This is a genomic window from Formosa sejongensis (assembly GCF_033447105.1).
Lineage (GTDB): Bacteria > Bacteroidota > Bacteroidia > Flavobacteriales > Flavobacteriaceae > Formosa.
Genome location: NZ_JAWQUN010000002.1, coordinates 227568 through 248767, shown reverse-complemented (window position 1 = coordinate 248767; position 21200 = coordinate 227568). Strand labels below are relative to the sequence as shown.

At 32.8% G+C, this 21200-nt stretch carries 18 protein-coding genes; 9 read left to right on the top strand and 9 right to left on the bottom strand.

Annotation, left to right across the window (positions count from 1 at the left end):
- Positions 1 to 70 precede the first annotated feature (70 nt).
- Entirely contained in the window at positions 71 to 2596 is a 2526-nt protein-coding gene (gene tamL, locus R6X41_RS03395) for a translocation and assembly module lipoprotein TamL (protein WP_318497453.1), read from the bottom strand.
- Between the two features lie 107 nt (positions 2597 to 2703).
- Between tamL and R6X41_RS03390 the strand changes: the two genes are divergently transcribed.
- Positions 2704 to 3438, top strand: a complete 735-nt coding sequence (locus R6X41_RS03390; RefSeq protein ID WP_318497451.1) for an RNA methyltransferase — start codon at positions 2704 to 2706, stop codon at positions 3436 to 3438.
- On the opposite strand, the gene porT is transcribed toward R6X41_RS03390, so the two are convergent.
- Positions 3425 to 4222 (bottom strand): type IX secretion/gliding motility protein PorT/SprT, encoded by a 798-nt coding sequence (gene porT, locus R6X41_RS03385; protein ID WP_318497449.1) that lies wholly within the window; start codon positions 4220 to 4222, stop codon positions 3425 to 3427. The two genes, R6X41_RS03390 and porT, sit on opposite strands and share 14 nt — an antisense overlap.
- Positions 4223 to 4226: 4 nt before the next feature.
- The gene (gene ubiE / locus R6X41_RS03380) at positions 4227 to 4952 is read right to left on the bottom strand and encodes a bifunctional demethylmenaquinone methyltransferase/2-methoxy-6-polyprenyl-1,4-benzoquinol methylase UbiE (RefSeq protein WP_412176252.1); all 726 of its coding nucleotides are present in this window, start codon (positions 4950 to 4952) and stop codon (positions 4227 to 4229) included.
- 137 nt (positions 4953 to 5089) lie between these two features.
- Here ubiE and trkA point away from each other — a divergent pair, with 137 nt between their 5' ends.
- Together trkA and R6X41_RS03370 are read left to right on the top strand one after the other, a co-directional pair.
- Positions 5090 to 6439 (top strand): Trk system potassium transporter TrkA, encoded by a 1350-nt coding sequence (gene trkA, locus R6X41_RS03375; RefSeq protein ID WP_318497448.1) that lies wholly within the window; start codon positions 5090 to 5092, stop codon positions 6437 to 6439.
- A gap of 3 nt (positions 6440 to 6442) precedes the next feature.
- Positions 6443 to 7936, top strand: coding sequence for a TrkH family potassium uptake protein (locus tag R6X41_RS03370; protein ID WP_318497446.1), 1494 nt, complete (start codon positions 6443 to 6445; stop codon positions 7934 to 7936).
- Between the two features lie 491 nt (positions 7937 to 8427).
- Here R6X41_RS03370 and R6X41_RS03365 read toward each other — a convergent pair whose 3' ends face one another.
- On the bottom strand, positions 8428 to 9615 hold the full coding sequence (locus R6X41_RS03365; RefSeq protein WP_318497444.1) for a pyridoxal phosphate-dependent aminotransferase: 1188 nt from the start codon (positions 9613 to 9615) through the stop codon (positions 8428 to 8430).
- A gap of 11 nt (positions 9616 to 9626) precedes the next feature.
- Positions 9627 to 10727 (bottom strand): fatty acid desaturase family protein, encoded by a 1101-nt coding sequence (locus R6X41_RS03360; RefSeq protein ID WP_318497443.1) that lies wholly within the window; start codon positions 10725 to 10727, stop codon positions 9627 to 9629.
- A gap of 137 nt (positions 10728 to 10864) precedes the next feature.
- Here R6X41_RS03360 and rsmG point away from each other — a divergent pair, with 137 nt between their 5' ends.
- Entirely contained in the window at positions 10865 to 11494 is a 630-nt protein-coding gene (gene rsmG, locus R6X41_RS03355; protein ID WP_318497441.1) for a 16S rRNA (guanine(527)-N(7))-methyltransferase RsmG, read from the top strand.
- Here the strand turns inward: rsmG and R6X41_RS03350 are convergent, their stop codons facing one another.
- The 4 genes from R6X41_RS03350 to R6X41_RS03335 all read right to left on the bottom strand — a co-directional run bounded on the left by R6X41_RS03350 (position 11495) and on the right by R6X41_RS03335 (position 16281).
- Positions 11495 to 12613 carry a lactonase family protein gene (locus R6X41_RS03350; protein WP_318497439.1) on the bottom strand — a complete coding sequence of 373 codons (1119 nt, stop codon included), beginning with the start codon at positions 12611 to 12613 and terminating at the stop codon, positions 11495 to 11497.
- A 120-nt stretch (positions 12614 to 12733) separates the two neighbouring features.
- Positions 12734 to 14362, bottom strand: coding sequence for an L-glutamate gamma-semialdehyde dehydrogenase (gene pruA, locus R6X41_RS03345; protein WP_318497438.1), 1629 nt, complete (start codon positions 14360 to 14362; stop codon positions 12734 to 12736).
- Between the two features lie 171 nt (positions 14363 to 14533).
- The gene (apaG, locus tag R6X41_RS03340; protein ID WP_318497436.1) at positions 14534 to 14920 is read right to left on the bottom strand and encodes a Co2+/Mg2+ efflux protein ApaG; all 387 of its coding nucleotides are present in this window, start codon (positions 14918 to 14920) and stop codon (positions 14534 to 14536) included.
- Between the two features lie 107 nt (positions 14921 to 15027).
- Entirely contained in the window at positions 15028 to 16281 is a 1254-nt protein-coding gene (locus R6X41_RS03335; RefSeq protein WP_318497434.1) for a type IX secretion system plug protein, read from the bottom strand.
- A gap of 192 nt (positions 16282 to 16473) precedes the next feature.
- Between R6X41_RS03335 and R6X41_RS03330 the strand changes: the two genes are divergently transcribed.
- From R6X41_RS03330 to nqrE, 5 genes are read left to right on the top strand one after another with little or no spacing between them, the layout of a single operon-like run.
- A complete protein-coding gene (locus R6X41_RS03330) occupies positions 16474 to 17829 on the top strand; it encodes a Na(+)-translocating NADH-quinone reductase subunit A (protein ID WP_318497432.1) in 1356 nt (451 codons plus the stop codon).
- 2 nt (positions 17830 to 17831) lie between these two features.
- Positions 17832 to 19031, top strand: a complete 1200-nt coding sequence (locus tag R6X41_RS03325) for an NADH:ubiquinone reductase (Na(+)-transporting) subunit B (protein ID WP_318497430.1) — start codon at positions 17832 to 17834, stop codon at positions 19029 to 19031.
- Between the two features lie 2 nt (positions 19032 to 19033).
- Entirely contained in the window at positions 19034 to 19786 is a 753-nt protein-coding gene (locus R6X41_RS03320) for a Na(+)-translocating NADH-quinone reductase subunit C (RefSeq protein WP_318497428.1), read from the top strand.
- Positions 19787 to 19789: 3 nt separating this feature from the next.
- Positions 19790 to 20437 (top strand): NADH:ubiquinone reductase (Na(+)-transporting) subunit D, encoded by a 648-nt coding sequence (locus tag R6X41_RS03315; protein ID WP_318497426.1) that lies wholly within the window; start codon positions 19790 to 19792, stop codon positions 20435 to 20437.
- Positions 20438 to 20477: 40 nt separating this feature from the next.
- The gene (gene nqrE, locus R6X41_RS03310; RefSeq protein ID WP_318497424.1) at positions 20478 to 21194 is read left to right on the top strand and encodes an NADH:ubiquinone reductase (Na(+)-transporting) subunit E; all 717 of its coding nucleotides are present in this window, start codon (positions 20478 to 20480) and stop codon (positions 21192 to 21194) included.
- Positions 21195 to 21200: the final 6 nt, after the last annotated feature.

Sequence of the window (21200 nt, the reverse complement as noted above, 5' to 3'; positions counted from 1 at the left end):
TGAAGTTTTGGCTGCTTTACTAAAGCAAAAATCACGAAAACGATATAAATTTAAAAAAACTTTAAGGGTGTTAGAATGGATAGTTAATACCAATATTATAAACTGCATTTCCGAAATTGTAGTCTTTAAACCACCGATCACCCTCTGGGTAGGATGGATCGTAGGTTTTAAATCCAATATCGAATCTAAATACCAAAAAGCTGAAATCGTAACGAAAACCTATTCCTGTTCCAATTGCCGTGTCTTTAAGTGAACTTAAATTATTAAAGGTTGCGCTCTCATCATCAATATTGTCAAATACATTCCAAATGTTTCCTACATCCATAAAAACAGCACCGTATAAATCTTCAAAAATATTAAAACGTTCTTCAATGTTTAAAGCGAGTTTTAAGTTTGCTTCGTTAAAATCATCTTTGCTTTCAGAACTACCTGGTCCTAAATCGTAAGCTATCCAAGCACGATTATCGTTGGCTCCACCTGCAAAGAAACTTTTAGAAAAGGGGATGTTGTTCGAGTTTCCGTAAGGAATTGCAATACCAAAAAAACTGCGAAAAGCAAGAATGTTTTTGTGTCCTAAATCCCAATGTTTGATGTAATCAAATTCTGTTTTAACATATTGAGAATAAGCAACATTAAATAGTTCGTAACGACCATCGTCATTTTTAGGGCTATTAAAAAGCGATGAGCCTAATGCTAACATATTACCGGCAGTTTCTAGTCTAAATTTGAAAATATAAAATGCTTCGTCTGATGCATTTCTACGATTATCCTTTATAAAGGTGTAGGCAGTAGACACGATTAGGTTGTTTTCCGTTAAACGAATCATCCGTTCGTCAATATTATTAACAGATTGTATGTCGTCTTCAGAGATATCGTCTGGCGGATTAGGTCCTAATACCACGTCTATAAATTCGTTTGCCCCATCCGGAATCGATAAGTTTTCGTATTTTGGTATATAGCCAATATCCTGTGCAATACCATTTAAGGTGTTGTATGATGTGCTATAAACGTTAAAATAATTATCAGGATTTAAATTCCTTACATACTGTGCACTAAATAAATCTAAAGCTTTTGATACTCCCTTTTTAGGTTTCCAATTGTAATTTAATGAACCTGTGAATGAGCGCTTATCTAAACCTACGTTTTTTTGACTCGCAACAGATAAACTAGTACTTGTAGTTGGAGACATGTATTTTGGAATAAGACTATCTGTTCTTATCGGAAAAAATAGTCGTGGAATAGTAAGTTTTAAATCAGCACCAATTTCATTAATATCGAAAAACACATCTTTTTCACTCCCGGCATCATCTGAAGCACCTATAGATGCAAATCCAGATAATTCTAAAGTTTCTGCCCCTTTAAAAATATTTCTAGCCAACAAACTCGGGTTAACAGAAAAACCAATAACCTGAATGTTACTCTGCGATACTTCTGTACTAAACCCTAAATTAAATTTTTTTAAAGGTGTTAAATAAATATTGGTAGTAAGTGTCGTATCTGGATTTTTAATATATTTAATATCGGGGTATTTAAACGTTTTTAATTCGCTTAAATGCTGGTAGGTTCGTGTGCGATCTATATCCCTAAATATAGTACCGGGAATTATAAAGACGGCATCTGTAAGTGCTTTTGGTCTGAATGCTATTTTGTCTACACTATATAAATTATATCCATTAAATGAGGTGGAATCTAGAATTTTGGAATTTCTATTTTCGTTTGAAAAATCTGTGAAAATGTTTACTTCTTTAATTTTATAAACCTTAAACGGTTCTCGATGTGATGAGTCTTGACCTCGACTATTAAAGTTTTTAATTTGAACTTCAACATTTATTTTTTTATTCGTATTTATGGTATCCGCTTGAAAAATCACATAATCCTGACTAAACTGATAAATACCATGATTTCTTAAGGTAGAAGTAATTCTATCGCGTTCTGCTTCAAAATTATTGGTAGTATAACGTTGGCCAGTTTTTATAAACGATCTTCCTTTAAATCGATTGTAAATAGAATCGACAACAGGCGTCGAAATATTTGTAGAAATACTATCAATTTTGAAGGGTGTACCTAAGTTAACATTGTAAATTACATCCGTCTTTTTATTCGTTTTTTGAATAGTATCATATCTCGCAGAAACATCGAACCAACCATTATTTATATAATAATCTTCTAATCTTTTAACCGATTTTATAGCACGTGGTTCACTAACAATTACAGGTGCTTCCCCAGTAGATTTTAACCAAGAATTAAACCCTATTCTTGAATTTATATAATGAGATAATTGTTTTTTAGACAGAAAACGCTCCATTCGCTCAAGATGTTTGGCAGATTTGTTTAGCCTTGCATCTATAATCGAATCGATATTGGGTCTGGCTAAATTGTAAATATATAGGCGGATAGGAAGTCCTAACATGGATTTGTTTGGATCTTGATATAGTAAATTATCAATCTGTTCTGATGTATTTTTAACGCTATCTACATAAATAGTGTTTTTTACTAAAAGGTGTTGATCCTCACCAACTCTTTTAATAGAATTACAAGCCGTAATTAAGCCTGTTATTAAAATAAATAATACTATTTTTGAGAACCTTTGTTTCAAGTATATTTTAGAAATTAAAAACGTTTAAAAGACTTTTTTTATGTTTGCAATCGGATGTAAGCAAGTGAAAAGAAAGTTGCTTTCAAAATCAAAAATACATTATTTGAATGTTATCAAAAAATCAAATAAAACTAATTAATAAATTAAAACTTAAAAAGCACAGAGCAGAGTCCAATGTATTTGTAGCTGAGGGTGTTAAGACAATTCGTGAATTGTTAAATTCTGACTTAAAATTACAGTATTTATACACCACTGAAAGTTTTAATCTTGAAACCGATTTAGAAATACTCATTTCTGAAACCGATTTAAAACGTATCAGTTTTTTAACTTCACCTAATAAGGCGTTTGCTGTTTTCGAAATTCCTAAACCAAAACCTATAGATGTTTCACAGCTTTGTGTCGCATTAGACGATGTTAGAGACCCAGGAAATTTAGGTACCATAATCAGATTATGTGATTGGTTTGGGATTAATAATCTGATATGCAATATAGGTACTGTAGATTGTTTTAACCCAAAAGTTGTACAGGCCACAATGGGTTCCATTACACGTGTAAATATTAATTATCTAGATTTAGAATCCTTTTTACAAGATGTAAATGTTCCTATTTATGGTGCATTTATGGAAGGTAAAAATGTATACACTCATCAGCAACTTTCAAATTCTGGTATTTTAGTAATGGGTAATGAGGCTAATGGTGTTTCAAAATCTATTGAAGCTTTAATCACCGAAAAAATAGCCATTCCAAGATTCGGAGACATAAAAGCTACCGAAAGTTTAAATGTAGCAACGGCAACTTCTATTCTGTTAAGCGAGTTTAAACGACGGACTATTGAAATGTAAAGTTTACAAAGATCCCTTGGGTTTTCATGCTTGCAATATTATCGGTCCACGGGCTAGGAATCGGATTATCTAGATCAGGACCAGCATTATCTCTAACTAATTCATCATTCATACCAAAAACACCACGAATAGAAGGCGTAAATTTAAAGTATGGTAAATAGAAATCAATCCCAACACCAATTTCGTAATAATAGGTGTTTGTTACCATCCTAAATTGATTACTACTATTGTCGTTTGGATTATCTTCGTTACTATTTAAATTTATAGACATAGATACACCACCTACAATAAAAGGTTTAAAGTTGTTTAAACGTTTTGCCGAAAATTTCACCAAAAGGGGTAAGTGTATATAAGTAGATTTTATTTCTCGAATTAAATCAACGTCGGTAGGAGCATCGGGCATTCCCGAGAAATATTCTTCAGAGTATATTAAATTTCTATTGGTAATATATAATCCTGGTTCGAAACGTAAATCTAAATAATCGTTAATTCTCATGTTTCCTAAAAGACCAATATTAAAACCGATTTTAGATTCTACTTGAATAGCCGTTTTGTCTACAGTTCTCTTTGGTATGCCTAAATCAGGATCTCCTGGGATTGTTTCAAGAACTTCTTCATTATAGTCAAAATCAAAACCATAATAATTAAATCCTAAAAAGTAGCCGTAACTAAACCTGTCTTTGTCGAAATTTTCGTTATTAAGAATTTTTTCTTTACTAAATAACTGCGCAAAACCAGATTGGGAAATCAAGATGCAAAATACAATTACAATTAGTTTTTTCATATTACTATTTAGATGATGTATAAATGGTAGCGACTCCAAATGTCTGCGGAAACGCTTCAATATTTATAAACCCAATTTTCTTTAAAATATTGTTCAACGCTTCACCATGTGGAAAAACAGCAGCAGAATCACTTAAATATTTATAGGCACTTTTATCTTTAGAAAACAGTTTACCTATAATTGGCATAATGTTGTTTGTATATAATTTATACCCTTGTTTAAATGGTGTTTTAAGAGGAACCGAGGTTTCTAAAATAACAAAAATTCCGTTCGGTTTTAATACACGTAGAATTTCGGCCAAACCTTTTTCTAAAGTTTCAAAATTACGAACACCAAAGGCTACTGTAATAGCATCGAAAGAATTATCTGCAAAAGGCATGTTTTCAGAATCACCTAAAATCATGTCAATTCTAGTTTCTAGTTTTTTTGCTTTTATTTTTTGTTTTCCAACCTCAAGCATTCCAGGGCTAATGTCTAATCCAACAATTTTTTCAGCCTGAGTTTCGGCTAAATTAATTGCTAAATCTCCTGTTCCAGTTGCGATATCTAAAATGGAATCTGGCGAAGTGTTTTTAACAAGGTCAACCACTTTTTTACGCCATTTAATATCAATACCAAAAGAAATTACACGATTTAAATCGTCGTAAGTTCCCGAAATATTATCAAACATTTTAGTGACTTGTTCTTTTTTACCTAGGTCGCTGTCTTTATATGGGTTTACTTTTATCAAAATAAAAATTTTCAGCAAATATAAGTTATTCACTATGTATTAAGAAACTTGCAAACAAATAATTATATTAATTGTAAAAGGGGATTAAGAATTATAAATTCTATTATATTTGTTTTACTTTTTACGAGAAACTACACATGAAAATTATCATTGCAGGCGCTGGAGAAGTTGGGTTTCACTTAGCTAAACTTTTATCTTACGAAGCTCAAGAAATCACTTTGATAGACGTTAATAAGGAGAGCTTAACAAAAGCCGACACCCATTTGGATATTAAAGTTATTAAAGGAGATTCAACTTCTATATCAATTTTAAAAGATGCTAGAGTGGCCGAAAGTGATCTTGTTATCGCTGTAACATCGTCCGAGACTACAAATATTACAGTTTGTGTTTTAGCCAAACAATTGGGAGCAAAAAAGACGATTGCCAGAATTTCTAATACCGAGTTTATTAATCATAAAGAAGAAGTTGGATTTACTAAATTCGGAATCGATGAATTAATTTCTCCCGAAGCTTTAGCAGCTGCAGAAATTAAGTTGCTATTAGACCAATCTGCATTTAATGATAGTTACGAGTTTGAGGATGGTGCGTTAACTATGGTAGGTTTAAACTTATCTGCAGGAATGACTTTTGTTGGTAAAACCGTAAAAGAAGCCGCTCAAATTTTTCCGGAAATTCATTTCGTTCCCATCGCAATTCAGCGTTTTGGAACACAATATACTATTATTCCTAGAGGAGATTCTGTATTTAAGGAAGGCGATAATGTTGTTTTTATAACTTCTGAAGGAGGAGCGGAAGAACTTTGTAAACTTACAGGGAAAGAGAATACTGAAGTTAAAAATGTAATGATTTTAGGCGGAAGTAAAATTGGTTTTAAAGCAGCTCGCGATTTAAGTAATTCGTCTACTCGTGTTAAACTGATAGAAAAAGATAAAGAGCGTGCTTTTGATGTTGCAGATGAATTGCCAAAAGTTTTGGTGATTAATGGTGATGGAAGGAATGTAGATTTACTTGAAGAAGAAAATCTTAGTGATATGGATGCATTTATTGCTGTTACAGGAAATTCTGAAACCAATATCATGTCCTGTTTAGTAGCAAAATCGAAAGGTGTAAGAAAGACTATTGCTTTAGTCGAAAATATGGATTATTTCGAACTATCTCAATCTATAGGAATAGATACACTTATTAATAAGAAGCTTTTGGCTGCCAATAATATTTTCAGATACATTAGAAAAGGAGATGTTGTGGCTATGACCAAACTGAATAATATGCATGCCGAATTGTTAGAATTTAAAGTGAAGTCGAAATCATTGATTTGTAATAAAATAATAAAAGATATAGATTTTCCGCGTTCAGCAATTATCGGAGGAATTATTAGAGATGGTAATGGGATTATTGCGTTAGGAGATTTCAGAATTACTGAAGGAGATCGTGTGGTTGTGTGCTGTTTGCCACAATCTATTAAACAAGTAGAAAAACTTTTTCGATAGTATATGAAGCTTAATTCTAAAATTATTTTTCATTTTCTAGGAGTGCTGTTGTTATTCAACGGTGGGTTTATGCTATTGTCTGCTTTAGTTAGCTTTCTTTATGATGATGGTGTTACGACCAAATTGTTTTACTCAGGAATGATTCCTATTATGGTAGGAACAGTCGTAATGTTTACTACAAAAGATCATAAGAAGGAAATAAATAAACGGGAAGGTTATATAGTTGTAACTTTTGGTTGGTTAATCATGACTTTGTCTGGAACTTTACCATATATTTTAACACAAAGTATTCCTGATTTTACAGATGCGTTTTTCGAAACTATGTCTGGTTATACTACTACTGGAGCATCTATTTTACACGATATAGAAGCGATTCCTTATGGTGTATTGTTTTGGAGGAGTTTAACGCATTGGATTGGTGGTATGGGAATTATCGTGTTAGCAGTAGCCATTCTTCCGTTATTAGGAATAGGAGGTATGCAACTTTTTGCAGCTGAAGCTCCAGGGCCTAGTGGTGATAAATTACATCCTAGAATTACAGATACAGCAAAACGATTGTGGCTTATATATTTTGGATATACGGTTGCAGAAGCGTTATTGTTATGGGTAGCAGGAATGACCTTTTTCGATGCTATAAATCATGCTATGGCAACCTTATCTACAGGAGGGTTTTCTACAAAAAATGCGAGTGTTGCCTATTGGAATCACATGCCAGTTATACAATATATAATCATTCTCTTTATGTTTTTAGCAGGTGCTAATTTTGTGCTTAGTTACTTTGCCTTTAAAGGAAAAATTCAAAAAATATTCAGAGACGAAGAATTCAAATTATATAGTTGGTTTATAATAATATTTACTGCGATTGTAGCTTTTATAATTTACTTTAGAGCCGATTTAAGTATGTCTACTATTACGCACCCAATGGTTTGGGGGAAAGCTGAAAGTGCTTTTAGACATGGCTTATTCCAAGTGTTATCTATTATTACAACAACTGGATTTGTGTCGGCAGACTACACCTTATGGACACACTTTTTAGTCGTCTTTTTCTTCGGATTGATGTTCTTAGGAGGTTCGGCAGGAAGTACTGCTGGTGGTGTAAAAGTGGTTAGACATTTAATTATGATTAAAAATGGGTTTATGGAATTTAAACGTTCGCTTCATCCCAATGCCGTTATTCCGGTTCGTTATAATACTAAAGCTGTTTCAGGAGATATTGTATTTAATGTTTTAGCCTTCTTTATATTGTATATGCTGTCCTTTATTATAGGTGCATTAGTGTTTTCTATGCTAGGTATTAATTTTGAATCTGCTGTGGGTTTATCTGCTTCTAGTTTAGGTAACGTTGGTCCTGCTTTAGGAAATTTTGGTCCAGTAACTAATTATTCAGCCTTACCAGCCTTCGGGAAATGGTGGTGTAGTTTCTTAATGCTTATTGGACGTTTAGAGCTGTTTACAGTTTTAGTGTTGTTAACGCCTTTCTTTTGGAGGAATAGATAAAGCATTATTAGTTCTGAAAATTAGAATAAAATAGCATCACTTATAATTTATTTAAAAAGCATCCTAAACGATTAATCTCTTTTTTTTAAAGATGTGCCTCTGTTGACTTTATAGAATTACTTATGCTGAGGGAGGTTTTTTTTCGATATAAGTTGAATTTTATTTTTTTGGTTGGCCTATCGAAAATTTATCGTGAAATTTGAAGAGAAAGCATCGAAAATTTAAAGCTGTTTGAGCTAAACGAATGTATCTATAATAGTTGATATTTAGAAGCGAGTTCTTTAAATTTAGATGGTGAACGAAAAATTTAGATAAAAGTTCGTAAGCCTAGATTTTTTTGGCTTGGTTTATCCAGAGCGAAGTCGAAGGATCTTTTTATCAATGAAAAAAATGAACATATAATAATATTTAGGACAGGATTGAATTCAGCTAAACATAAAAAAGCCACTATCGTAAAATAGTGGCTTTTCAATTATATTAAAAAGGTTTAATTAAGCTTTTACAGCTTCTTTAATACGTTTTAAAGCTTCAATAATTGTCTCTTGAGATGCAGCATAAGAAATACGAATACAATCCGAGTTTCCAAAAGCTTCACCTGTAACAGTTGCTACGTGAGCTTCTTCTAATAAATATAAAGAAAAGTCAGTTGCATTGTTTATTGTTTTTCCTCTTAATGTTTTTCCGAAATAGTAAGATACGTTAGGGAATACATAAAAAGCACCTTCAGGAATGTTTGTTTTAAATCCTTCGATGTCGTTTAATAAATCTAAAATTAAATCACGTCTAATTTTAAACTCATCAACCATAAATTGAATACGTTCTGGAGATTCATTTAAAGCGACAACAGTTGCTTGTTGTGCAATACAGTTAGTACCAGAGGTAATCTGACCTTGCATTTTAGTACAAGCCTTAGCGATCCAATCTGGAGCACCAATATAACCAACTCTCCAACCTGTCATAGCGAATGCTTTCGCTACCCCATTTACAGTAATTGTACGGTCGAACATGTTTGGTATTGCAGCAAAACTAAAATGTTTTGTGCCATAGTTTATGTGTTCGTAAATTTCATCTGAAAGGATAAAGATATCTGGATAGTTTTCTAAAACTTTTGCTAAAGCACGGTATTCGCTTTCTGTGTAAACAGTTCCACTCGGGTTGTTTGGCGAGTTGAAAAATACCATTTTAGTTTTAGGAGTAATAGCAGCCTCTAATTGTTCTGGAGTGATTTTAAAATCATTCTCAATTGTAGAAGGTATTTCTTTATAAGTGGCTTCGCATAAAGTTGCAAGTGCAGAATAGCTTACCCAGTATGGAGCAGGTAATAAAACTTCGTCTCCTGGATTTAACAATACCTGAGCAACGTTTGCAATTGATTGCTTTGCCCCAGTAGAAACTACAATCTGAGATGGCTTATATGTTAAGTCATTATCACGTTTAAATTTTGTAATAATAGCATCTTTTAATTCAACATAACCATCTACTGGAGAGTATGAATTATAGTTGTCGTTAATCGCTTGTATTGCAGCGTCTTTAATATAATCAGGCGTATTAAAGTCTGGTTCCCCTAAACTTAATCCGATAATATCAATGCCTTGTGATTTTAATTCACGTGCTTTTGCTGCCATGGCTAATGTTGCCGATGTAGGCAGGCTTGTAATTCTGTCTGAAAGTGGGTTCATTTAATAATTAGTTAAGATTGTAAAGCTGGATTCATGCCCATTTCGCGTAAATAATTAAAGTGGGCAGCGATGGCTTTACGGGTGGTTGTATATTCGTTGTATGGTAAATCAAATTCAGTAGCCGTTTCTTTTACTATTTTGGAAATCCCGTTATAGTGAACGTGGCTAATATGTGGGAAAATATGATGTTCTACTTGGTGGTTTAATCCGCCAGTATACCAGTTTATAATTTTGCTTTTTGCTCCAAAATTTACTGTAGTTTTTAACTGATGAATAGCCCATGTGTTTTTCATAGTACCATCTTGTTCAGGAAGTGGCATTTCGGCGTCCTCCATAACATGAGCTAACTGAAATACTACGCTTAAAATTAAGCCAGCAGTATAGTGCATGATAAAAAAGCCAAGTAAAATCTTCCACCATGCTAAATCTAAGACCAACATAGGGATTACGATCCAAAACGTAACATATACTATTTTAGAAATTACTAATTTACTCCAATTTACAAACGGGCTAGGGAATTTTCCATATGATAACTTACGTTTCATATATTTTCTCATTTGTTTAATATCTGTCGTAATTGCCCAGTTTATAGTTAATAAGCCATATAATAGCACGGAGTAGTAATGTTGAAATTTATGATGTGCTTTCCATTCAGAATGTTTCGAAAAACGTAAAATTCGGCCAGCTTCTAAATCCTCATCATGTCCGTGAATGTTTGTATAGGTGTGGTGTAGTACATTATGTTGTACTTGCCAATTGTAAACGTTTCCGGCAAGAATATAAATACTACTTCCCATTAATTTGTTTACCCAGTCTTTATTAGAGAACGCACCGTGATTTCCATCGTGCATGACATTCATTCCAACACCTGCCATACCTATTCCCATAACAATGGTTAATAGTAGCATTGCCCATTGTGGGATATTAGTTGTAAGGATTAAAACGTAAGGTGCTAGAAAAATGGTAAACATAATTATTGTTTTAACCCATAATTTCCAGTTTCCCGTACGTTCAATATTATTTTCTTTAAAATAATTGTTTACGCGTTTATTCAGAGTTCGAAAGAACTTAGCTGGATCTGTACGTGAAAACGATAACACTTGTTCTGTCATATATGTTAGTTTAATAACAACTATATTAGTAGGTTGTTATTTTTCGACAAATATAATTAATTAATGCTTGGTAACTTCTTATTAAAATCATAAATAAAGAAGTTAAAATGTATATTTTTGCCAAAATTAAAAATGCAATGGAACTTATTTTAAAGTACTTCCCGGATTTAACAGACGATCAGATTTCTAAATTTCAAAAATTGGAAAGTTTATATCAAGATTGGAATCTAAAAATTAATGTAGTGTCTAGGAAAGATATAGATGAATTGTATTTGCGTCATGTTTTACATTCATTAGGGATTGCAAAATTAATTTCCTTTAAAGACGGTTCAAAAATAATGGATGTTGGAACAGGTGGCGGTTTTCCTGGTATTCCGTTAGCTATTTTGTTTCCAGAATGTTCTTTTCATTTAGTCGATAGTATTGCTAAAAAACTAAAAGTAGTTACAGAGGTTGTTGAAGGTTTAGAACTGGCCAATGTAAAAATTACTCATAGTAGAGTAGAGGAGATTGATGATAAATACGATTTTATCGTGAGTCGTGCAGTCGCAGCCATGCCAACTTTTGTACATTGGACCAAAGGTAAAATTGCCAAAACACAACAAAACGATTTAAAAAATGGTATTATTTATCTTAAAGGCGGCGATTTAGCCGAAGAACTTCAAGACTATAAAACAGTTTCTATTTACGATTTGAACGATTATTTTGAAGAAGAATTTTTCGACACCAAAAAAATCGTTCATCTTCCAATTAAATTTAAAGGCTAATTATTGAAATAATACACAAGACGGTGTCGGTGATTTAATTTCATCGACAAACGTTAATAATCCTGTTTCTTTATCTCTTTTATACGATACTAAATTATCGGAATTTTGATTCGCTAGCACTAAGAAATCTTCATTTGGAGATAATGAAAAGTTTCTAGGGAAATTTCCTCTAGAAGATTCAAGTCCTATAGATGTTAATGAACCATTTTCAGGATTCACTTCAAAAATAGCGATGCTATTATGTCCGCGGTTTGAAGCGTATAAAAACTTACCGTCAGTTGTTATATGAATATCAGCACAATAAGATGGTTCTGTATAATTAGCAGGTAAAGTTGTAATGCTTTCTTTTACAATATAGTCTCCGTTTGCTAACTTTTCGACCTGAGTTACTGTATTGTCTAATTCATTTATCACATAGATCCATTTGTTGTTTGGGTGAAATGTTAAATGTCTAGGGCCAGCGCCTTCAGCCATGCTTAATGTTATAGGTTCACTAGGTTGCAGTGTATTAGACTGCTTGTCAATTTTATAAAACCATAAACTGTTAGTTCCTAAGTCTATTGTGATGATTTCATCGCTATTTGGAACAAAATATGCAGAATGTGCATGTGGACCTTCTTGTCTGCTGGTCGTGCCTTTTCCGGTATGTTGTTGTACGTTTAATAAGTCGCTTAAATGGCCATCATTTTTTAATTGTAAAAGCCCAATAGAGCCACTTCCGTAATTAGCAGCTAGAACATAATTATCCTTACTTGCAGTTACAAAACATGGATTTATTCCACCTGAAGTTATAGCATTTTGTAAAATTAAAGAGTCGCCTTCTATAGCGAATGATGAAACAGTGCCGTTTTTAGGGTCAAGTTTGTTTCCTGAGATTAAATGTTTTTTATCTGCCGATAGACTTAAAAATGAAGGGTTTTCTGTAATGGTTTGTAATCCTATTTCCGAAAAAGTACCATCTGCATTTAATTCGTATTTATAAATTCCTTTACTGTCTTTTTTATCTGTGTAGGTTCCGACATAGAAAGGAAAGCTATCGTTTTTGGTTGTTGTAGTTGATTTTTTTGAATTACAACTTAATACAAGGCATAGACTTAGAATTGATAAAAATATTTTCATGAGCTGGGTTAATTAGTTTGCAACGACTAAAATAACAATAATTTTGTCCACGAAAAAATAAGATAAAAAAAAGCCTGTCTATAAGAATTAGACAGGCTTTAATATAATTATTAACTTATGTTATTCACCTAAAAAAGGGTAACGGTAATCTGTTGGAGTAACAAATGTTTCTTTTATCATTCTTGGAGAAATCCAACGCAATAAGTTTTGAGGACTTCCTGCTTTATCGTTAGTACCTGAAGCTCTAGCACCACCAAAAGGTTGCATTCCAACAACAGCACCTGTAGGTTTGTCGTTAATATAGAAGTTTCCAGCTGCATTTTGTAAAGCATTAGTCGCTTCTATAACTGCATAGCGATCTTGTGCTAAAATGGCACCAGTTAATGCATACTCGCTAGTTTCGTCAACTAATTTAAGTGTTTCGCTATAAGCATCATCTTCATATACATAAATGGTAATTACAGGGCCAAATAGCTCAGTACTCATCGTTGTATATTTCGGGTCTGTAGTTACAATTACAGTAGGTTCTATAAAATAGCCTTTACTCTTATCGTATCCACCACCAACAATTATTTCAGCATCTTTATCTGCTTTAGCTTGGTCAATATATTTTGCTAATTTATCGAAAGAACCTTCGTGAATTACAGCAGTTACAAAATTGCTAAAATCTTCAGGAGAACCTTGTTTAAAAGAGTTTACATCTTCTATAACGTAACCTTTAACTTCTTCCCAAATACTTTTTGCTACATAAGCACGAGAAGCTGCGCTACATTTTTGTCCTTGGAATTCGAAAGCACCTCTTACAATTGCAGTAGCAACTTGTTTAGGCTTCGCTGTTTTATGAGCAACAATAAAATCTTTACCACCAGTTTCTCCTACAATTCTTGGATATGTTTTGTAGTTATGAATGTTGTTTCCGATTTTTTTCCAAAGTTCTTTAAATATATGTGTAGAACCTGTAAAGTGTAATCCAGAGAAATCTGGGCTAGCCATAACAACATCGGTAATCATTTCTGCATCACCAAATACTACGTTTATTACTCCTGGAGGAACACCTGCGTCTTCAAATACATCCATAATTACTTTTGCAGAAAACACTTGACTGTCGCTTGGTTTCCAAACCACAACATTTCCCATTAACGCCATACATGCAGGTAAATTTCCAGCAATAGCAGTAAAATTAAAAGGAGTTACAGCATATGTAAAACCTTCAAGAGGTCTGTATTCAACTTTATTCCAAGCATCACTTGTGCTTTCTGGTTGATCATGATAAATATCTGTCATGAACTGCACGTTGAAACGTAAGAAATCTATCAATTCGCAAGCGGCATCAATTTCTGCTTGGTGTATTGTTTTAGATTGCGCAATCATAGTTGCGGCATTTATTTTATCGCGGTATGGTCCTTGGATAAGTTCGGCAGCTTTCAAGAAAATTCCAGCTCTGTGTTCCCAAGGCATTTGAGACCATGCTTTTCTAGCTTCTAGAGCTGTAGCGATAGCATCCTCTACATGAGATTTTTCAGCTAAATGATATTGACCAACCACATGTTTGTGGTCGTGAGGAGGAGACATTGTTCTGGTATTTCCAGTTTTTACATCTTTTCCGTTAATATATAAAGGTACATCAACTTTGCTATTAAAAAGTTCCTTGTAAGTGGCAAGAACAGATTCTCGTTCTGGACTTCCAGGAGCATAACTTCTTACAGGTTCGTTAATGGCAATTGGTGTGTTAAAAAATCCTTTTCCCATAATGATTTAGAGTTTAAAATTTGTATTAAGTTTCAAACAAAGTTACGTTTTTTTAGTTGAAAAAGAGGTGCTATATCTTCCTAAAACCGCATTAAAATATGGGGTATTTTGATTTATAAACTAAAGAATTGTGAGATTGATAATATTGTATAAATTACAGATTACTTCGTGTTAATTTATAGCAAATGGTGCGCTTAGCTTGAAGGTTGGAATAATAACTTTAAACTTTTTAGTATTGTTTAAGTTTATCATGTTGTAAAATCCACGCATGGCTCCGAAAGGAGAGGTTAGCATACATCCAGATCTGTAAGAGTGAGATTCGCCAGGTTTAAGTACGGGTTTGTAACCAATAACACCCTCGCCCGAAACAATTTCAAGATTATTTAAAGCATCAAGTATCGTCCAATGTCTAGCATAAAGCTGAACCGTGTCTTTACTCTGGTTTTCTATAGTAACCATGTATCCAAAAGCATATTGTATTTTATAATTTTTATAAAATGTGCCTTCAAAAGAAGTTTCTACCGAAATTTTTATGCCTCTAGTTACTTGTTGAACCATATATCTGTCTGATAAAGAGATTGTTTAGTCTGCAAAAATACAAAATTAATTGTTATAACTAGAATTTTGTGATTTTGTAAACAGTAAAAGCTTTAAATATAATGTAGTTAATTAGAAATGTTAACAGAACTCGCTTCACCAACTCCAATAATTTTGTCGTATCGGCCACCCAAGTCTCTATAATACACAATTACTTTATAGTCGTTTTCTGTTTGATAAAAATTACCACTTATTTCTCCGTCATTAACTTGGCCAGTTTCTTCTTGAGTTACAAATTTATAATTATAAAAACCTTGTTTAAGTAACATCTTGTTTTCATAAACACCTGTTTTAAAATTGTAGGTCATTTTTGTGCTTTCATTAAGAGCGTAATTATTAAAATTTCCATAAACATATACCGTTTTGCCTATCGGAAATTCATTGGCCTGAAGTGAGAAATGTATCCAAGCATAATCAGCTTCGATATTTGGATCGGATGCATCTAAACATGTAACTACAAAGTTTCCGTTAATATCAGGATAGTATGTGTAAGGCAGATTTTCTCGTACAACATTGGTGTATAAATAACTAGTATAAAGGTCTAGAAGCTCGACAAAATTAATGTTGTTGTTTGCGATTCGAATTTCTTTGTTTTCAAAATACAAATATTCGTTTCCTGCCCAAAAAGTAGTCTCATTATTGTATTTGTAAATTAATTCGTTACCCATTGTATACATAGGTTTAACGTTGTTTATTGCAGTACTTAAATTATTATTCTGAATAATGGTGGTTTTTACTGTTTGTAGTGGGTTATTAAATTGAATGATGTTAGAGTTAATAACAACATCTACTGTTTGTTTCTCGTTTAAGAATTTAACATCTCTAGATAATTTTGTGGTTACACCAACAGTTGCACCACCTTCATTTACCATAAATTTTCTAGAAAACATCAAGTTGTCATTCTCGTCGTAAATTTTAATCATATAGTTTCCTGATACTTTTAAGCTTTTAACTTGGTTGTTTGGAAGGGAAAGTATGTAATGGGAATATATTTGGTACGTATTAAAGGAGTTGTTGTAAGTCATGATGCGTTGTTTGTCGAAACCATCGATGTATTCCTGACGCATTAATTGCGATGGAGTCCAATCGTAATTAAAATATTCTATAGAATAATAAAAATCGTCTTCATTTCCATTTAGCACATCAAACTCAAGTTGTAAAATATCTCCTAGTTCTATTATTGGAAGCACACTAACATCTGTATCACCTTTAAAAGTAATTGTTTTTATATAGTCTGGTGCAGCTGTTTCGTACTGAACTTGAGCCTTGCAAATGTTAGAAAGTAAAGAAACTAAAAGAAAAAAGTAAATTTTAATGTTCATTTTTGTACATTTAAAAAGTAAATATACATAAAATTAAAAGTTCGAATTGTAGTTTTATTTAGAACAAATATAAATAAATAAGATAAATTGTAATTAGAACAATTTTACCTTTTTATTCTTAAATTTGCACGGATTTTTCAATCATTTTATATTGAAATCAGTATAACTATTATTAATAAATAGATTTATAATATGTCAAACGACATTAAAATTACAAAAGGTCTAGACATTAAACTCAAGGGTGAAGCTGAAAAGGCTTTAGAAAGTGCTGTAATAAGCAATACGTATACCTTAAGGCCTGAAGACTTCCACGGAGTTATTCCAAAATTAGTAGCAAGAGTTGGATTTAAAGTAAAAGCGGGTAGCCCTGTGTTTTATGATAAAGCCAATGAAACTGTTCAATTTGTTTCGCCTGTTTCTGGAGAAATTGTTGATATTTTACGCGGTGAAAAACGTAGAATTTTATCAATTAAAATCCAAGCAGATAAAGAACAAACTTATCTGGAAAATGAAAAAATCAATCTTAATTCTGCAACTGCCGAAGCTTTAAGTTTATACTTACAAGCCACTGGGTGTTGGGCGTTTATTAAACAACGACCTTACGATGTTATTGCAAACCCAACAAAACAGCCAAAAGCTATTTTTATTTCGGGTTATGATAGCGCACCGTTAGCAGTAGATTTAGATTTCGTTTTACAAGGAAAAGAAGCAGAACTACAAGCTGCTGTTACTGCGTTGGGTAAATTGACTTCTGGAAAGGTTCACGTTTCTGTTAAAAACGGATCTAATTCGCCTCTTGCAGGTTTGTCAGGAGTTTCTGTTCATAAATTATCAGGTCCGCATCCAATAGGAAATGTAGGTACACAGATAAATAAAATTAATCCGGTAAATAAAGGAGAAGTTGTTTGGACAGTTAACCCACAAGATCTTGTTATTATCGGTGAATTATTATTAACTGGTAAATTTAATGCAGAGCGTATTGTGGCTTTAGTAGGATCTTCGGTTCAAAAACCAAGATACTTTAAAACTAAAATAGCTAGCGAAATTGCAACTATAATTTACGATAATGGCGTTGAAGAAAGCGGAAATAATCGTATTATTTGTGGTAATGTTTTATCAGGAAAACAAGTTAAACCAGATGGTAATTTAGATTACTATAGTAATTTAATTACTGTAATTCCAGAAGGAGACGATTACGAGCTTTTTGGATGGAACAAACCTGTGTTTAATAAAATTTCTCAATCGAGAGCGTTAACATTTTCTTGGTTAACTCCGAATAAAAAATACGATTTAAATACAAATACAAACGGAGAGCACAGAGCTTTTGTATTAACAGGTAATTACGAAAAGGTTTTTCCTTTAGATATTTTTCCTTTACAAATTCTTAAGTCTTGTATGTATACAGATTTAGATGAAATGGAAGCACTTGGTATGTACGAAGTTGCTCCTGAGGATTTTGCGTTAACAGAATTCGTTTGTGTATCTAAGCAACCACATCAGGAAATTATAAGAAAAGGTTTGGATGTAATGATTAAAGAAATAGGGTAATCATGGGTTTAAAAAGTAATTTACATAATTTAAAAGAAAAGTATAAAGGTACAAAGATGGCACCGGCGTTTAATGCTTTGCATACGTTTTTATACTTGCCAAATGAAACCACTCACAATGGTACTCATATAAAATCTGCCGACGATTTAAAACGTACAATGAATACCGTAATCATGGCCATGGTGCCTTGTTTAATATTCGGGATGTTTAATGCTGGATATCAGCATTTTGCAGCTTTAGGTGTGCCTGTTGAGTTTTTATCATGGGATGCTTTTTACATTGGTTTAACTAAAATTTTACCATTAGTAGTCGTGTCTTACGGTGTAGGTTTAGGTATCGAATTTATATTCGCTACCATTAAAAATCACGAAGTAGAAGAAGGGTATTTAGTAACAGGAATGTTAGTGCCTTTAATCGTGCCAATCGATATTCCATTATGGATGCTAGCTGTAGCAGTTACTTTTGGTGTTGTTATTGGTAAAGAAATTTTTGGAGGAACTGGGATGAATATCTTAAATCCTGCATTAACAATACGTGCATTCTTATTCTTCGCTTATCCAACTTGGATGTCTGGAGATAAAGTTTGGGTTCACGGTGCTGTAGAACGTACAAAAGAAATTGCAGCTGGCGCAAATGTCGATGCTATTTCTGGTGAGACTATATTAGGAACCCTCGCGCAAGGTCATCATGTTGATTATTCTATTGCAGATATGTTCTTCGGATTTATTCCAGGATCGGTTGGTGAAACATCTACATTCTTAATCCTTTTAGGAGGGTTGTTTTTAATCTTTACTAAGATTGGAAGTTGGAGAATTATGCTATCGGCAGTACTTGGAGCATTAGTTATGGGATTAATCTTTAACGGTGTGGTGTCTTCAGGATGGATTACAGAAACAAGTAAATTTTACAGTTTAATGAGTACTAAATTCTGGGAACATTTAATAATTGGTGGATTTGCTTTTGGTGTTGTGTTTATGGCAACAGATCCAGTAACAGCATCTCAGACTAATAAAGGTAAATGGTTTTACGGGTTCTTAATAGGATTCTTATCAATTATGATTAGAGTTTTCAACCCTGCATATCCAGAAGGTGTAATGCTTGCAATATTATTAATGAATGTATTTGCTCCAACTATCGATCATTACATCATTCAAGGTAATGTAAAGAAAAGAATGAAACGTTTAAAAGTAAAAACGGCTTAACAATGGAAAATAGAACAGATAAAAATTCATATACCATTATATTTGCTATCGTAATGGTTTTTGTTGTGGGTGCAGTATTAGCTTTTACAGCGTCTTCATTAAAGCCTAGAATTGCAGAAAATCAACGTATCGAAAAGCAACAAAATATTTTGTATGCTATGGGTGTAAATGATAATACTGATGGAAGTGCAGTTTTTGTATCAACAGAAGATGCTCCTGAATTATTTAAAAAATACATTACCAATCAAATCGTTATTCAGAATGGTGAAACGAAAGAAGATCCAGAAGCGTATTTAATAGATATTAAAAAGGAAAAAGCAACAACTAAAGATGACGTTTCAGAAAGACGTTTGCCAGTTTTTATTGGAGAAAAGGATGGTGAAACATTTTATGTAATTCCAATTTATGGTAAAGGTTTATGGGATGCCATTTGGGGTTATGTTTCAGTAGATAAAGATATGGTAGTTCAAGGTGCTTATTTTGACCACAAAGGGGAAACTCCTGGTTTAGGTGCTAACATTAAAGAACGTTTCTTTATGGACGACTTTATAGGTGAACATTTATTAGATGCTGATGGTAATTTTAAAGGAATTACAGTAGCAAAAGGTAATGCCGATCCAAAAAACGAAGATAAAACAGATAATGAGGTTGATGCAATTGCGGGAGCAACTATTACAGGTGATGGTGTTACTGCAATGATTAAAAGTGATTTTAGACTTTACAAGCCTTATTTCGATAACTTAAAAAACAATTAATTTATGGCACTTTTATCAAAAAAAGACACAAAATTAATCACCGATCCGTTAGCGGATAATAACCCAATTACCATTCAGGTATTAGGTATATGCTCGGCTTTGGCAATTACAGCGCAATTAAAAGCGTCTATTGTTATGGCTGTGTCGGTATTGGCTGTGCTAGCAATTGGAAATGTTGTAATCTCTTTAATGAGAAACATTATTCCTTCAAAAATTAGAATTATTGTGCAGTTGGTAGTAGTCGCTGCTTTAGTAATTATAGTCGATCAAGTATTAAAAGCGTTTTCTTACGAATTAAGTAAAACACTTTCTGTATTTGTTGGTTTAATTATTACAAACTGTATTATTATGGGGCGTTTTGAAGCTTTTGCTTTAGCAAACGGACCTTGGAGATCGTTTTTAGACGGTATTGGTAATGCTGCTGGTTACGGTTTAATTCTTATTATAGTTGGATTCTTTAGAGAGTTATTAGGTTCTGGTACATTATTAGGATTTAAAGTCTTAGGAGATCCAATCGAAAAAACAGGATTATACGCTATAGGTTATGAGAATAACGGTTTTATGTTGTTATCGCCAATGGCTTTAATTGTTGTGGGAATTATAATCTGGGTACAACGTAGTAGAAATCAAGCATTAGTAGAAGATCATTAATCAGTAACAAGTTTTAAACTTAACTGAAATCTAAAAGAATATGGAATATATAGAATTATTTTTTAAGTCAATATTTATAGATAACATGGTATTCGCTACATTCTTAGGAATGTGTTCTTACCTTGCTGTTTCTAAAAAAGTATCTACAGCAGTTGGACTTGGTGCAGCAGTTGTATTTGTAATGTTAATTACAGTACCTCTTAACTGGTTATTGGATCAGTATATTCTTCAACCTGGAGCATTATCATGGTTAGGTGAAGAGTATGCAGATTACGATTTAAGTTTCTTATCATTTATTTTATTTATTGCTACCATTGCAACTATGGTACAATTGGTAGAAATAATAGTAGAGAAATTTTCACCGGAATTATATAACTCTTTAGGTATTTTCTTACCGCTTATCGCAGTAAACTGTGCAATTTTAGGAGGTTCATTATTTATGCAATCTCGTGAAATTCCTACTTTAGGTTTAGCTACTGTTTATGGTGTAGGTTCTGGAATTGGATGGTTTTTAGCGATTTTAGCTATTGCAGCTATACGTGAGAAAATTAGATATTCTAATGTTCCTCCTGCTTTACGAGGATTAGGAATTACATTTATTATCACAGGATTAATGGCCATCGGATTTATGAGTTTTGGTGGAATGTTAACCGGAGGTGACGAAGAAGGTGCTAAAGTAGAAAAAACTGTAAAAGTTGAAACTCCTGAAGCAGAAAAGGTAAAAGAGTTAGCGAATAATACAAAAGAAATCAACTAAGATATC

Excerpts from the sequence above, each read along its gene's own strand:
- R6X41_RS03390 (WP_318497451.1), top strand. The coding sequence starts at position 2,704 with ATGTTATCAAAAAATCAAATAAAACTAATTAATAAATTAAAACTTAAA.
- porT (WP_318497449.1), bottom strand. The coding sequence starts at position 4,222 with ATGAAAAAACTAATTGTAATTGTATTTTGCATCTTGATTTCCCAATCT.
- trkA (WP_318497448.1), top strand. The coding sequence starts at position 5,090 with ATGAAAATTATCATTGCAGGCGCTGGAGAAGTTGGGTTTCACTTAGCT.
- R6X41_RS03370 (WP_318497446.1), top strand. The coding sequence starts at position 6,443 with ATGAAGCTTAATTCTAAAATTATTTTTCATTTTCTAGGAGTGCTGTTG.
- R6X41_RS03365 (WP_318497444.1), bottom strand. The coding sequence starts at position 9,615 with ATGAACCCACTTTCAGACAGAATTACAAGCCTGCCTACATCGGCAACA.
- R6X41_RS03360 (WP_318497443.1), bottom strand. The coding sequence starts at position 10,727 with ATGACAGAACAAGTGTTATCGTTTTCACGTACAGATCCAGCTAAGTTC.
- rsmG (WP_318497441.1), top strand. The coding sequence starts at position 10,865 with ATGGAACTTATTTTAAAGTACTTCCCGGATTTAACAGACGATCAGATT.
- R6X41_RS03350 (WP_318497439.1), bottom strand. The coding sequence starts at position 12,613 with ATGAAAATATTTTTATCAATTCTAAGTCTATGCCTTGTATTAAGTTGT.
- pruA (WP_318497438.1), bottom strand. The coding sequence starts at position 14,362 with ATGGGAAAAGGATTTTTTAACACACCAATTGCCATTAACGAACCTGTA.
- apaG (WP_318497436.1), bottom strand. The coding sequence starts at position 14,920 with ATGGTTCAACAAGTAACTAGAGGCATAAAAATTTCGGTAGAAACTTCT.
- R6X41_RS03335 (WP_318497434.1), bottom strand. The coding sequence starts at position 16,281 with ATGAACATTAAAATTTACTTTTTTCTTTTAGTTTCTTTACTTTCTAAC.
- R6X41_RS03330 (WP_318497432.1), top strand. The coding sequence starts at position 16,474 with ATGTCAAACGACATTAAAATTACAAAAGGTCTAGACATTAAACTCAAG.
- R6X41_RS03325 (WP_318497430.1), top strand. The coding sequence starts at position 17,832 with ATGGGTTTAAAAAGTAATTTACATAATTTAAAAGAAAAGTATAAAGGT.
- R6X41_RS03320 (WP_318497428.1), top strand. The coding sequence starts at position 19,034 with ATGGAAAATAGAACAGATAAAAATTCATATACCATTATATTTGCTATC.
- R6X41_RS03315 (WP_318497426.1), top strand. The coding sequence starts at position 19,790 with ATGGCACTTTTATCAAAAAAAGACACAAAATTAATCACCGATCCGTTA.
- nqrE (WP_318497424.1), top strand. The coding sequence starts at position 20,478 with ATGGAATATATAGAATTATTTTTTAAGTCAATATTTATAGATAACATG.